The sequence below is a fragment of the Chryseobacterium sp. JM1 genome (assembly GCF_000737715.1).
GTDB lineage: Bacteria > Bacteroidota > Bacteroidia > Flavobacteriales > Weeksellaceae > Chryseobacterium.
Window position 1 is genome coordinate 141,975 of sequence record NZ_JPRN01000003.1, and the last position, 13,830, is coordinate 155,804.

The window sequence follows — 13,830 nt, forward strand, 5'->3', positions numbered from 1 at the left end:
TAAGATGAGATTTTCAAAAACTTTAATGACGGGACTGATTATGTTTGCAGGTGTAAATGCTTTCGCACAAAAGAAAGCAGAAAAGTTTGAGAAGCTGGAAATTGAAATGTTCCCGAAAGCGAAAGACGGATTCAAGCAGGTATATATTCAGTTGCCTGTTGCAAAAAATGAAAGCGATTTAAAAGTAGAATTTTTTGTAGGTGCTGAAAAATTGCTGGATTGCAACAAACATTTTTTAATGGGAAATGTGAAGACTCAGGATCTTCAGGGATGGGGCTACAACTATTATGAAGTAGAATCCAACGGTGAAACGGGAGGAACCTTAATGGCTTGCCCGGATCAGAAAAAGACAAAGAAATTTGTGACCCTTCAGCCGGAGATTGTAAGATACAACAGCAAGCTTCCTTTGGTATTCTATGTACCGAAAGACCTTGAAGTTCGTTACAGAGTTTTACGTCCTGATGCGAAAATGAAATCCGCAGTACAGAGATAAACCCATATCTTTACATATAAACTCCTCACATTTTGTGGGGAGTTTTTATTTGCCCTAAATCGGCCTTTTTGAGTATACGTTATATTTTCTCTCGCAGATCATTTTGATTAGGCAGATTTAACCTTTATTATGCCTTGAAAAAATGATTAACCACAAAAGTCACAAAAGTTTTTCTTAGCATTTTAGTTTATTTGAAGTTTAATTAATAAAACAAAGAAGAGCACCTAAGTTTTATAAAAATTAAAATTTTTATTTGTTATAATAAAAAATCTGCCCAATCTGAGAAATCTGCGCGAAAATATATACACAATCATCTGTGTCTATCCGTGAAATCCGTGGTTAATATTTCTCCCACAGATTACACAAATTTCTCAGATAAATCTTGAAGTACTACAGATAGCACAATTATAAAATTTCAAAGTTTTGAATGATAAATTTCATACACTTTTTGATCTGTGTGATCTGAGAAATCTGCGGGAACTAAAAATTGAACCATTAAGGCGACATTAAGTTTTTAAGAATATTAAGAATAGCTCTGCTTTAAGAACAACACTTAAAAAAATCTTTAGATTTTCTCTTAACGATTCTTACATCCTTCACTCATCTTAATGTTTCAAAAAATAGGATTACATAAAATTAAAACTAGAAATATCCCCATGAATAAAAGAAAATTCAACTTTTTTCCAATTAAAACATCCCTCAAATTAAAGTTAAACGGATCTTCTATAATCATCACAAATAGAAGATTAAAACTAAACACATTTTAAACTTAGTTTAAATTCACCATATTGACGAATTATCTTCGGGGATTTAACATTTTTTTGCATTATATTTGTTATAAACATAAACCATGAAAAACAATTTATTGATTTTTACGTTTAGTTTTTTGGCTTTCCCTGCTTTCTGCCGGGCACAGTCTGCGCCGGATTTTAAAGAACTTTTAGACAGTGCTATGGTCCGTGATTCTGATCTCAAAATGCAGATTACCCAGAACAAACTCACAGACCTTGACGGACACAAACTGAAAGACATCTTTCTTCCCACACTTGAAGTGAGCGGACAGGTCGGATATCTAAATGCAACCGCAAGACTTACATCGCCGGAAATTAATCTGGCGCCATTTATCAATATTCCGGAAGGAAGTTTCAATAATAACCTCAATGTTTCCGGATTCTCAGGGATTGCAAAAGCAGACGCCAAAATGCTTCTCTATTCAGGAGGAAAGGTAAAGTACCTAAAAAAGGCCATCGAAGAAAAGAAAATCTCCGAAGATATTCTCCTTGAAAAAACAAAAGATGATGTAGTCGCCGCTATTTCCAAGGCGTACGATCAGCTTGCTCTTATCCATCAGTCTAAAAAAGTGCTGGATGAAAGTAAAAAAAGACTCGACATCAATCGAAAAACTGCAGACAAAGCTTTAGGTTATGGACTGATCACTCCATACGATCACAAAAAAATAGAACTCGCGCAGGCGACACTGGATGCCAAAATGGTAGAGTACGAAGGCAAAAAAGAACTTCTGCTTACCCAGCTTTATATCCTGAGCGGCATCAGTAAAGAACGCCTCAGAATGATTGATCCTGTACTTGCTCCGTTGGAATTGCTTTCCGCACAGAAAGGTATTGAGGAAAGAGCTGAGGTCCGCGCTCTGGAACATGGTATAACAGCGGCAGACTATAAAATAAAAGCCGAAAGAACCTGGATGATTCCTAAAGTACAGCTGATGGCATCTGCCTATTATATTGGACTTTACGGAAGCCGTATCAAAACCTCGGAAAATGTAATTCCTGCAGTTCCGGCCCTGGGCTATGAAGGTGCAAAACTGGATTGGAGACCTACGAATGTTAATATACTTCCTTTATTAACGGCTGGTGTCGGCTTTAAATGGGAAATCTTTGACGGAAAAGAAGGAAAACACGCAGAAGAAACCGCAAAAGTCGGAAAAGAAGTCCTTCAGAATAAAAAAGAAGATGCTTTAAAAAAATTAACGCTGAATCAGGCGAATAATCAAACCAATTACGATATAGCAACCGCTCAGATCACTTTAAAAGCCAAAGAAAAAGAACTCGCTAAAAATGCTTTGGTTCAGGCTGAAAAAGAATTCCGATATGGGATGAGTAAATCTTCACAACTCATCGATGCGGAAAATGATCTTGAAGTCGTAGAGCTTGAATATCAGAATGCCCTTTTCAACCAGAGAAGAGCCGGAATAGAGCTCATGAGATCGACTCAGGAGCTTGATATCACCAAACTTTATTAATCCCTTACTATTAAAATGATGCATAAAAATATACTCACCCTCTTTGCTGCTCTTTTTCTATTGGGGAGCTGCAGTGAAAAAAAAGAAAACCTGAACGATTCCGCGGGGAAGACCAAAAAAGATGTTGTCTCTTTTGCCCCTAAAGTCACCGGAAGAATTCTGAAAATATACGTAACGGAAGGCCAAACCGTGAAAAAAGGTGACACACTTGCCTTATTGGATGTTCCGGAAGTTTCTGCAAAAATTGCTCAGGCTCAGGGTGCAGTTAGCGCGGCAACAGCTCAGGAGCAGATGGCAAAAAACGGAGCAACGGGAGATCAGTTAAGACAGCTTCAGGCTAAATATAAAGGCTTGAAAGAACAGTATGAATTTGCCCAGAAATCATATAAAAGAGCCAATAATATGTTCCGCGACAGCTTGATGTCACCACAGGCTCATGATGAGGTGTATGCAAAACTTCAGGGCGCAAAAGCCCAGTATGATGCCGTAGTAGCTGAACTGGACGATGTACAGAGAGGAACACGTGTTGAAAAAGTAGAAATGGCAGCCGGACAGGCTTCCCAGGCTAAAGGTGCGCTTCAGGAGGCCAATGTAGCCTATTCCGAGAGATACATTATCGCAACCAATGATATGGAAATAGAAACCATCAGCTTGAATGCTGGAGAATTGGCTACGGCTGGTTTTGCTTTATTCAACGGATATATTCCTGAAAGTACCTATTTCAGATTCACAGTTCCTGAAAGTGCCATTTCAAAATACAAAAAAGGGCAGGAGGTTAATATGCAGGTGGTTTACAATAAAGAAACTTTGAAAGGGACAATTGTTTACATCAAACAGCTGACAAGATATGCGGATATTACCACTGCTTATCCAGACTATCAGCTGCAGGACGCGGTTTATGAGATCAAAGTGAAACCCACAGACATGAATAAGGCTAAAGGTATATTGGTGAATGCTAACGTTATCCTGAAATAATTATGAAAGAATTTTTCCGTCTTTTAAAACGAGAGTTCAGGCTTTTTATAGGCAATTCTACCCTAAGGACCGTGTTTTTTCTGGCCCCGGTATTCTATGCCACGCTCTTAGGTTTCGTGTATAAAAGCGGAAAAGTGGAACATACACCAGTACTTGTTGTTGACCGGGATAATACGCCGTTGTCAAGTCAGCTGACCGATATGCTGGATGACAATAAAAGCATCAGCATCATTAAATATGCTCAGGAACCGCTCAGTATAAAGGATGAAGTGATCAGGCATGAAGCGGCCGCTGTCGTGATTATTCCGTCAAGGTTTGAAGCCGATATGCTCCAGAAAAAATATCCCGAACTGAATGTCTACGTCAATACCGGAAACGTCCTTACCGCCAATTTTGCTTCCAAAGCACTCCAGCTTACAATAGGAACTTTCTCTGCTGGCGCCTCGATCAAAGCTTTGCAAAAGGCAGGAATGCCCGCTACGAAAGCAGCTACCCAATACGAGCCTTTCAAAGCCAATTATATCACACTTTTCAATACCACAGGAAACTATCTGATCTTCATGTGGCCGGCGATGCTGGCTGTCGTTCTTCAGCAGGTTATTCTTCTGGCTATGGCCGTAAGTTTTGCTGCCGAATTTGAAAGGGGATCTTTTGTCAAAGAGTATGTAAAGATGAAAAAATGGGCTTTCCCGACCATGCTGATCAAAGTAATTCCGATCTGGGTATTTTCCATTCTCATTGTCGGAGTCTACTACTTTATGCATATGATTTTCCGGGTACCGATGCCGGAAGGAATACTCAATTTTATTCTTCTAACGGCAGTCTTTGTCGGTTCCGCTTCATTTTTGGGAGTACTCATCAGCATATTGATTCCGGATGCTTTGAAAGCCACTCAGATTCTGATGGTCATTGCATCCCCTGCATTTATTATCAGTGGGTTCACATGGCCGTTGAGCGCAATGCCTGCATTTGTTCAGTTTATTGCCAATATCATTCCTCTGACTCCTTTCCTGCAGGCTTTTAAAATTTTACTGATCCAGAAAGGTTCCGTCGAACTTACATTTCCCTTCTTAAAACATTTGAGCATCCTATTGGTCATCTATGCCATCCTGGGCTGGATTGCTTTAAAGATCAAACTGTGGTTTATTTTTAGAAATACCGATTCTAAAGAAGTAGAGGATGTTGTAGAGTAGTTATGAGTTTTAGGGATACGAGATACGTGATACGTGATACTAGTTTCGAGTGTTCAAAACCGGCAAACTTACCCATAATTAACTTCACATCCCGAAAACCCGCAACTAGCAACTGACAACTAGCAACTAATAACCCACAACCCGGAACTCGCAACCCCAAACACGTCACCGTTTTTTTCATTCCCTTGTAAAAATCAAAAGAAAAAACTGATATATTTGCTTTCAGATAATTAGAAAGTATATGGAAAATGTATTTGACGCAAAAGACGCTCAAAACTATATTGATAGGATAAATAATCTGGTAGAGGATACTCACGGTTTATGGGGAAAAATGACGGTTGACCAGATGCTTGCGCACTGCAGCGTATCTTATGAAATGGTTTACGAGCCTGAAAAGCATAAAAAACCGGGATCTATTGCCAAGTTTATTTTGAAGACGTTTGTAAAACCGAAAGTGGTTGGAGAAAAAGCGTATTCGAGAGATTCCCCTACAGCACCCCAGTTTTTGATTACCGGAAGAAAAAATTTTGATGAAGAGAAGAAAAGACTGATCGGTTTTATCCAGAAAACACAGCAGCTGGGTCCTGAAGCTTTTGATGGTAAAGAGTCATTTTCTTTTGGAAAATTAAATTCTGCAGAGTGGAATAATATGTTTGCAAAACATCTGAACCACCACCTTTCTCAGTTTGGAGTATAAAACCACGATATGAAAAAACTTTTATGGATCCTCATTCTTGCCTGCAATTTTGCATGGGGGCAAATGCCTGATATTTCAAATGTCTGGCTGAACAACAGCAAGCCTTATATCGGAACCATTGGCAACAAAGGGCAACAACTGAAACTGAAAGTCAATATTTCCGAACAAAATAAGAAAAATGACCAGGAATACTTTATTTCCGGATATTCTCTTGTGGATGACAGCTACGCGAAATATGAAGGGAAGATTACCATTTCTAAATATAGAGATGCGAAACGAAAAGGAGTAGTTTTCGGGGATTATGAACTGGCGGAAGAAGCAAAAGGAAAACATTCCGGTATTTTTAAAGGTAAATTTATTTATACCTTCAAGTGGAATAAAAAAACTGAAAAAATAGAAGGACAGTATATAGAATTTATTGGAGATTGGAAAAGTTATGACGGAACACTGGACTTTAAAACCCGTTTAAAAAATCAATAACCATGTTAAGAAGAATATTGGCTGTCCCGGCGGGACTTATTGCAGGGATTATCTGCATTACCATCGTTGAGAAAATAGGGCATCAGGTGTATCCGCCTCCGGCAGCAGCGGGGAGTGGTGATATGACTGCGATGAAAGAATATGTCGCGACGGCTCCTTTTATGGCGTTGTTTTTCGTGATCATTGGTTATGCACTGGCTGCGTTCGTTTCAGGATTTACAGCTTCCAAAGTGGTCAACAATGGAAAACATACCTCTGCAGCAGTTTGTGGAGTTATCTTTCTGTTCATAACCATTTATATGATGTTTTCTTTGCCTACGCCGATCTGGTTCTGGGTATTGGGAATCGTTGTATGGGGATTGGTGTTTGTGGGAAGTAAACTGGCTTTAAAAAAATAAAAACTACATATGAAATCGCTGTCATTGGGTACATTAAATAGTCATGATAGTATGCGATTCCATATGACCATTAAAAAAAATCAAAAATACATATGAAATTAGGAGCATTTTCAATCAGTCTAAGTGTCAAAGATCTTCAGAAGTCTAAAGATTTCTATGAAAAACTAGGTTTCTCAGTGATGGCCGGTAAAATGGAGCAGAATTATCTGGTCATGAAAAACGGAAGTACGCTGGTAGGTTTATTTCAGGCGATGTTCGACGGAAATATGCTGACATTCAATCCGGGATGGGACGAAAATGCCCAGAATCTGGAATCTTTTGATGATGTACGCGATATTCAGAAACATTTAAAGGAAAACGGAGTGGAGCTTGAAAAAGCGGCAGACGAAAGCACTTCTGGACCGGAACATATCTTCCTGAAAGATCCGGACGGAAACATGATTTTAATAGACCAACACAGATAATCCTAACTCATGAAAATATTAAAGAAAATTATTCTCGTTTTGGCTTCTATCCTGATTTTATGGATGGTTGTTGCTGCTTTTATCTCTGGAGACTGTGTGTATGAGAAATCAATCACCATCAATGCTCCGGTTGAAAAAGTGTGGCAGCAGACCAATACATTAAAAGCAATGGATCAGTGGAGCCCATGGAACGATCTGGATCCTGCCATGAAAAAAGACTGGACTGGAACCACCGGACAGCCTGGTGAAAAAGTATGTTGGGACAGTCAGAAAGATGCGGCCGGAAAAGGCTGTCAGGAAGTAAAAAAAATAGATGCCGCAGGCAAAAGAATTGATACGGAACTCCTGTTTTTAACTCCTTATAAAAGTGAAGCGAATGCCTTTGTGAAAATTGTTCCGGAAGGAAACGGAAGCAAGGCCACTTGGGGATTTACATCAAAAATACCTTATCCGTTCACGGTAATGAAATTGTTTATGAATATGGAAGATGCTATTGGAAAAGATTACCAGAAAGGACTTTCCGGATTAAAAGAATTATCTGAGAAATCTTAAAAGAAACTCATTAAAACTTAACTTATAAAAAAACAATCATGGCATCAGTAAACGTTTATTTAACATTTAATGGAAACTGCAGAGAAGCATTCGATTTCTACAAATCAGTTTTCGGAGGAGAATATCCTTACATCGGAACTTTCGGGGAAATGCCTCCAATGGAAGGCAAAGAAACTTCGGAAGAAGACAAAAACAAAATCATGCACGTTTCTCTTCCTATTTCAAAAGAAACCATCTTAATGGGTAGCGATACTGCCGGAGAATGGTCATCTCAGTTGAAAGAAGGGAATAATTTTGCTATTTCCATCAATGCAGAATCTAAAGAAGAAGCCAATCAGTTATTCAATGGGCTTTCTGCGGGAGGACAGGTAACCATGGCATTGGCAGATACTTTCTGGGGCGCTTATTTCGGAATGTTTACGGATAAATTCGGAATCAACTGGATGGTTAATTACGATGATCCTGCCAAAATGCAGCAGCATCCTTAAGAGGTATATTTTGTATACGAAATATAGTTAAAACAAACCGGCGGATAGATCTGTCGGTTTTTATTTTATGATACATTTGCATTCCGAAAATTTTTAAATTTGGGGAGAGGTAGCAGGTGAGAGGAATTAGGGATTAGGGATTAGGGCGTAGTTATAGAGCTTACTGCCTATAGCTTACTGCCTACAACATATAACTTAAAGAAAAAACATGAAATTTACTATTGAACAAATTAAAGCAGAACATCAGAAAGTAAAAAGCGGAGCAGATTTTCCCGCATACATCCAGACCATAAAGAATCTTGGCGTTTCAGATTATACGGTTTCTGTGGCGGATGGGAATACCCAGTATTTTGATACGGAAAATGAAACGGCGCAAACAGGAAGAAAGTACGATCATCTTACCGTTTCAAAAAATGTAAATCTGGATCAGTTTAAAACAAGACTAAAACTTCACCAACAAGGCGGAACAGATTATCTCACATTCTGCAACGACTGCGCAGAAAACGGTGTAGAAGGCTGGAAAATGGATCTTAATGAAATGACCTGTACCTATTTTGATACAGACGGCAATGAAATCCTGGTAGAACAAATCCCCGGCTAATACACAAAGCCTACGCTTTCAGCCTACTGCTTACCGCCAACAGCCAACAGCCAGTAGCCATTAGCCAGCAGCTCACTTAAAGTTTGCAATTATTGATTTAAATTATTAATTTTGTTTTGCACGATAGATAATAGTAATTGGTAATTATGAGAAAGGTCTTTACGAAGCTGGCGTTTACAGTATTGAGTCTGGGGTCAATAGCAGCCTATGCGCAGAAAAATGATTTGGGAGCGTGGTATATGTATTTCGGAAATAATAAGATCAGCAAAAAGCTGAATCTCCACAATGAAATCCAGTACCGTAACTTTGATGCAGTAGGAGACCTTGAACAATTATTGATCCGTACAGGAATCGGGTATGACCTGACTGAAAATAACAACAATGTTTTGTTGGGGTATGGTTTTATTTTAAGCCAGCCTTATGTAAACGGCGAAAAAAAGGAGAATATAGAGCACAGGATCTTCCAGCAGTTTATCACCAAACAGAAATTCGGACGTTTTAATCTGCAGCATAGATATCGTCTGGAAGAACGTTTTCTGCAGGATGATTTCAGGATGAGATTCCGGTATATGATCGGGCTGAATATTCCGATCACCCAAAAAGAAATGCTCCCGAAATCACTCTATGCTTCGGTGTATAACGAAATGTTCTTAAGTTTTGACAGTCCTGTTTTTGACAGGAACAGAGTCTACGGAGCTTTAGGATATGTTATCAATAAAAACATGAGAATAGAAGCGGGTTATATGAATCAGATTCAGGAAAACAAGAACCGCGGGCAGATCCAGATCGGGTTCTATAATAATATTCCTTTTAATAAAAATTAATACTGACAGCCTTTGCCGATGCGATGATGATAAAAAAAAACTGTTAGTTTAGACAAGATAATCAACAGATCACAAAATAAATAAACACATATGCATTCAGGGAAGAGATTTGGAGCGGTAGAGTTCGCCGTTTGGACGAGACGCAGTATTTATGTACTCACGGTATTATCGGCCATACCTACGGTTTTATATTTTTTAGGATGGAAATTTGTTTCCGTTCCGTGGCAGCCGATCGCTATTCTGGGGACAGCAGTCGCTTTTATCGTAGGTTTTAAAAACAATGCGAGTTACAGCAGACTTTGGGAAGCCAGACAGATTTACGGAGCCATTATCAATGACAGCCGTAGTTTTGGATACGTTTTAAGAGATGCCCTTTCCAACAAGGATCCGAAAAAGGTAAAAGAAATGTTTCACCGTCATTATGCATGGCTTACCGCCCTTCGTTTTCAGCTTCGTGAGCCGAGAACCTGGGAGAATATGGGAACAGCGCAATATGACGAATATTCTAAGAAATACGATATTCCGGAAAGACTGACCAAACTGGATGATGAACTGAAAAAATATCTTTCCGAAACAGAACTTCAATACATTTTAAGCAAAAAAAACAGAGCAACTCAGCTGATGGCAAGCCAGAGCAAAGAATTGTCTGAAGCCTATGCCAGAGGAGATATTAATGATTTTCAATGGACACAGATCAATCAGCAGCTGGTCAAATTTACAGATGATCAGGGGAAAGCGGAAAGAATCAAGAACTTTCCATACCCGAGAAACTTTTCATCGATCACCACGTATTTATTGTTGCTGTTCATTCTTTTTGTCCCTTTCGGATTATTGAAAGAGCTGGATAAACTAGGAGAAGGAACCGTTCTTGAAGGTTGGACATTATGGTTCAATATTCCGTTTTCACTAATGGTTACCTGGTGTTTCCATACCCTCGACAGTGTAGGTGAAGCATCTGTAAACCCTTTTGAAGGCAGCCCGAATGACGTACCGATCACCCAGATCAGCCGTACCATAGAGATTGATATGAGAGATATGCTGGATGAATCCGATCTTCCGCCGGCCATAACTCCAAAGAATAATATTGTGCTTTAAGGTAAAGGTAAAGGTAAAGGTAAAGGTAAAGGTAAAGGTAAAGGTAAAGGTAAAGGTAAAGGTAAAGGTAAAGGCCGCATTTTTGTGCGGAAATCCAAACCTTATAGGTTTCCAAAAACCTATAAGGTTTAAAAAAGATAAAAGAATAAAAAAACAAAAAATCATAGCTGAAAATCTTCGATTTTCTTGCGCCTTAAATATTCATAAAGTTTAAAAACCTTTGCGCCATTGCGATAATCCAACAAAAGAAAACAACTGGAACGTAGTAGCACTTTAGAACTCTGCGTTTAGCCAATTTCAAACTCAAAAAACAACTTAAAAAAACAACTCAAAATGATTCACAGTTATGTTATAATATCCATTGCAGTCCTGTTGTCTGTGATGATATTGGTGATGATAGGGCAAAAGCTGAAAGTAGCTTATCCCATCTTCCTGGTGATTGCCGGTCTCGCGATCAGCCTTATTCCGGGAATGCCGCATATTGAAATAGAGCCTGATCTCGTATTTCTAATTTTCCTTCCTCCGATTTTGTTCGAAGCCGCATGGTTTACGTCGTGGCAGGATTTTCATAAATGGAGAAAGCAGATCTTTTCCATGGCTTTCGGGCTGGTCTTTCTGACTTCGATTGTCGTAGCCTACCTTTCATCTTCCATTATTCCGGGACTTACGGTAGCAATGGGATTCCTGCTGGGTGGCGTCAATTCACCACCGGATGCAGTGGCAGCTACTTCAGTGTTGAAACATATGAAGATCCCTAAAAAGATCACCAGCATCCTTGAAGGTGAAAGTTTGATTAATGATGCTTCCAGTTTAATTGTATTTAAATTTGCTTTAGCGGCTGTTATTTCAGGTCAGTTTATCTGGAGAGATGCTATTCAGGATTTCTTTATGATGGCTGTAGGTGGAGTAGTGATCGGTGTTGCTACAGGACTTTTATTTGGAGCTTTGCTAAGAATTATTCCTTCCAACTCGAATATTGACACCGTGATTACATTAATTGTTCCTTACATCATGTATGTGGGTGCTGAGCATTTCCATTTTTCGGGAGTACTGGCGGTCGTTGCGGGAGGACTTTTGATGTCTTACAATTCGCATTGCTATTTGAGTCATACCTCGAGGATACAGTCCGGAAATGTGTGGAGCGTGCTCATATTCCTGATGAATACTATCATCTTTATTCTTATTGGTCTTGAACTTCCGGTAGTGGTTGCTGCGATGAAAGATTATACCATTTCAGAAGGGATTTTTTACAGTGTAGTGATCGGGGGTGCGATTATTCTCACCAGATTACTGTACAGTTATGCCGTGATGTATTTCCCGAGACTCTGCTCGAAAGAATTAAGATTAAAAATTCCGAAACCGGACTGGCGGGAACCTTTTATCATCAGTTTTGCCGCGATGAGAGGAGTGGTTTCACTGGCTGCTGCACTTTCCATTCCTGCATTTTTACCGAATGGAGACGCTTTTCCGCACCGAAATATCATTTTATTCGTAACTTTCGTTATCATTTTAATCACGCTGGTAGGGCAGGGACTTCTTTTGACTCCGATCTTAAAATGGTTGAAAATAGATGATGCGGGAAGCGAATTGCCTGAAGAAAAACAGGAAGTGATCCTGATGCGTAAACTTAAAGAAACAGCACTGCACAAAATGGAAAATGATTTTTCCGAGCTTGCCGTTACGAATACGCTGGTACGCCATCAGAAACACAAACTGGAAACCGAAATGATGCTTATGGCAGATAAGGCCCAGTGTATGGCTTCCACAGGAGATTATGTGAATGCAATCAACGAAAATAAAGATGTGCTCCGCCAGATCATCCAGGCTCAGAGGAATGAACTGCACCGGATGAAAAGGGAGAAAATATTTGATGATCATGTGATGAGATCTATAGAAATGCAGCTGGATTTTGATGAAGCAAAGATCACAGGATTTTCGCACAGTTAAGTCTTAATTAAACCTGAAACTATGAATACACCGATCACTGTTCAGTACAAATTCAATGCACCGACAGACAAAATATGGAAAGCATTGACGGATAAAAGCGAAATGAAATCCTGGTACTTTACGATCCGGGATTTCGACTTGGAATTGGGAAAAGAGTTTGACTTCTATGAATCCTGTGATGGAGGAAAATACCTTCACCGCGGCCGTATTTTAGAAATCATTCCCAACAGAAAGCTAAAACACAGTTGGGCCTATCCTGAACTTTCTGATGCTGTGACCACAGTGACCTGGGAACTTCAGCCGGAAGAAGATGGAACGCTGGTCACACTGATTCACGATAATATTGAAGGTTTCGATGGTCTGGGAGAAACTTTTTCCAGAGCAAGTTTTACAGAAGGGTGGAAGTCTATTATCGGGCAGGGTTTGAAAGAATATTTAGAAAAATAAAAGATATGATCGAGCTGCAGATTTTTAAAGCAGAAGATGCTTCTGAATTGATCTCTACCATAAAAGACAAAAGAGAGCTTCTACAGTTTGCCGGCCCTGCCTATCATTTTCCGTTGACGAAAGAACAGCTGGAAAGTGACTTGGAGAATGAAAAGCGGTTTATATTTAGAGTTGTTGATACAGCAGAACAGAAAGCAATTGGCCACGCCCAGATCTTTTTAAAAGATGAAACTTTTCTTCTCGGAAGAATCCTGTTATGGGACGAGAACAACAGAGGAAAGGGATACGGAAAGAAAATTGTACAGGAACTTCTGCAATATGGTTTTCGTCACTTTGATCGGGAAACGGCTGAACTTAATGTATACGACTGGAACATCGGAGCCATTGAATGCTATAAAAAAGTAGGCTTTGAAATTGATCCGGACGTGATGAGCGAAGTCAGTATCGATAACGAGCTGTGGCTTTCCATTAATATGAAAATCAGTAAAAACACTTTTAAATCCGGCAACATATGACCTACTCAGCACTCCGTCCTATACTCTGGACCGATAATATAGATGAAACAATAGGATTTTATACCCAGATCCTTGGTTTTACTTTGATGGGAAGAAATGATGAATGGCAGTGGGCTTCACTTAAAAAAGATGATGTACAGATCATGCTTTCTCAGAATGATTATGAAAAACCCAATGGAATAGGCTTTACAGGCTCATTTTATTTTAACGTAGATGATGTAGATGATCTTTGGGAAGATCTTAAAACAAAGGCGAAAGTCTGCTATGAAATCGAGACTTTTGAGTGGGAAATGAGGGAGTTTGCCATCTATGATAACAACGGCTATCTGTTACAATTTGGCCAGCCTGTGGATAATATTGGCAATACGGAATAAATTTTGCTATTTTTGGGGAAATATTTA

17 protein-coding genes are annotated in these 13,830 nt (G+C 39.3%); all 17 read left to right on the forward strand.

Annotated elements, in window-relative coordinates:
- Window positions 1-4 precede the first annotated feature (4 nt).
- The 17 genes from eco (at window position 5) to IW22_RS05820 (ending at window position 13,803) form a co-directional block, all read left to right on the forward strand.
- Window positions 5-493 (forward strand): serine protease inhibitor ecotin, encoded by a 489-nt coding sequence (eco, locus tag IW22_RS05735; RefSeq protein ID WP_034724951.1) that lies wholly within the window; start codon window positions 5-7, stop codon window positions 491-493.
- An 850-nt stretch (window positions 494-1,343) separates the two neighbouring features.
- Entirely contained in the window at window positions 1,344-2,753 is a 1,410-nt protein-coding gene (locus IW22_RS05740; RefSeq protein WP_034724953.1) for a TolC family protein, read from the forward strand.
- Window positions 2,754-2,771: 18 nt separating this feature from the next.
- A complete protein-coding gene (locus IW22_RS05745) occupies window positions 2,772-3,728 on the forward strand; it encodes an HlyD family secretion protein (protein ID WP_034725610.1) in 957 nt (318 codons plus the stop codon).
- A 2-nt stretch (window positions 3,729-3,730) separates the two neighbouring features.
- Window positions 3,731-4,921 carry an ABC transporter permease gene (locus tag IW22_RS05750; RefSeq protein ID WP_034724954.1) on the forward strand — a complete coding sequence of 397 codons (1,191 nt, stop codon included), beginning with the start codon at window positions 3,731-3,733 and terminating at the stop codon, window positions 4,919-4,921.
- 241 nt (window positions 4,922-5,162) lie between these two features.
- Window positions 5,163-5,618 (forward strand): DUF1569 domain-containing protein, encoded by a 456-nt coding sequence (locus IW22_RS05755; protein WP_034724955.1) that lies wholly within the window; start codon window positions 5,163-5,165, stop codon window positions 5,616-5,618.
- Between the two features lie 9 nt (window positions 5,619-5,627).
- Window positions 5,628-6,098: a hypothetical protein gene (locus IW22_RS05760; protein WP_034724956.1), complete on the forward strand. Its 471-nt coding sequence runs from the start codon at window positions 5,628-5,630 to the stop codon at window positions 6,096-6,098.
- Between the two features lie 2 nt (window positions 6,099-6,100).
- Window positions 6,101-6,496 (forward strand): hypothetical protein, encoded by a 396-nt coding sequence (locus IW22_RS23550; protein WP_051891111.1) that lies wholly within the window; start codon window positions 6,101-6,103, stop codon window positions 6,494-6,496.
- Between the two features lie 92 nt (window positions 6,497-6,588).
- Window positions 6,589-6,960: a VOC family protein gene (locus tag IW22_RS05770; protein WP_034724958.1), complete on the forward strand. Its 372-nt coding sequence runs from the start codon at window positions 6,589-6,591 to the stop codon at window positions 6,958-6,960.
- Window positions 6,961-6,969: 9 nt separating this feature from the next.
- Complete coding sequence (locus IW22_RS05775; RefSeq protein ID WP_034724960.1) at window positions 6,970-7,512, forward strand: SRPBCC family protein; 543 nt, start codon at window positions 6,970-6,972, stop codon at window positions 7,510-7,512.
- 38 nt (window positions 7,513-7,550) lie between these two features.
- A complete protein-coding gene (locus IW22_RS05780; RefSeq protein WP_034724962.1) occupies window positions 7,551-8,000 on the forward strand; it encodes a VOC family protein in 450 nt (149 codons plus the stop codon).
- Window positions 8,001-8,208: 208 nt separating this feature from the next.
- Window positions 8,209-8,601, forward strand: coding sequence for a DUF1398 domain-containing protein (locus IW22_RS05785; RefSeq protein ID WP_034724963.1), 393 nt, complete (start codon window positions 8,209-8,211; stop codon window positions 8,599-8,601).
- 146 nt (window positions 8,602-8,747) lie between these two features.
- Window positions 8,748-9,425, forward strand: coding sequence for a DUF2490 domain-containing protein (locus IW22_RS05790; RefSeq protein WP_051891114.1), 678 nt, complete (start codon window positions 8,748-8,750; stop codon window positions 9,423-9,425).
- A 90-nt stretch (window positions 9,426-9,515) separates the two neighbouring features.
- Window positions 9,516-10,520 carry a bestrophin family protein gene (locus tag IW22_RS05795; protein WP_034724964.1) on the forward strand — a complete coding sequence of 335 codons (1,005 nt, stop codon included), beginning with the start codon at window positions 9,516-9,518 and terminating at the stop codon, window positions 10,518-10,520.
- A 333-nt stretch (window positions 10,521-10,853) separates the two neighbouring features.
- A complete protein-coding gene (locus IW22_RS05805; protein WP_034724967.1) occupies window positions 10,854-12,467 on the forward strand; it encodes a Na+/H+ antiporter in 1,614 nt (537 codons plus the stop codon).
- A 21-nt stretch (window positions 12,468-12,488) separates the two neighbouring features.
- Window positions 12,489-12,914 (forward strand): SRPBCC domain-containing protein, encoded by a 426-nt coding sequence (locus IW22_RS05810; RefSeq protein WP_034724968.1) that lies wholly within the window; start codon window positions 12,489-12,491, stop codon window positions 12,912-12,914.
- Between the two features lie 5 nt (window positions 12,915-12,919).
- Window positions 12,920-13,429 carry a GNAT family N-acetyltransferase gene (locus IW22_RS05815; protein ID WP_034724969.1) on the forward strand — a complete coding sequence of 170 codons (510 nt, stop codon included), beginning with the start codon at window positions 12,920-12,922 and terminating at the stop codon, window positions 13,427-13,429.
- Complete coding sequence (locus IW22_RS05820) at window positions 13,426-13,803, forward strand: bleomycin resistance protein (protein WP_034724970.1); 378 nt, start codon at window positions 13,426-13,428, stop codon at window positions 13,801-13,803. Before IW22_RS05815 ends, IW22_RS05820 begins: the two co-directional genes overlap by 4 nt.
- Window positions 13,804-13,830 lie beyond the last annotated feature (27 nt).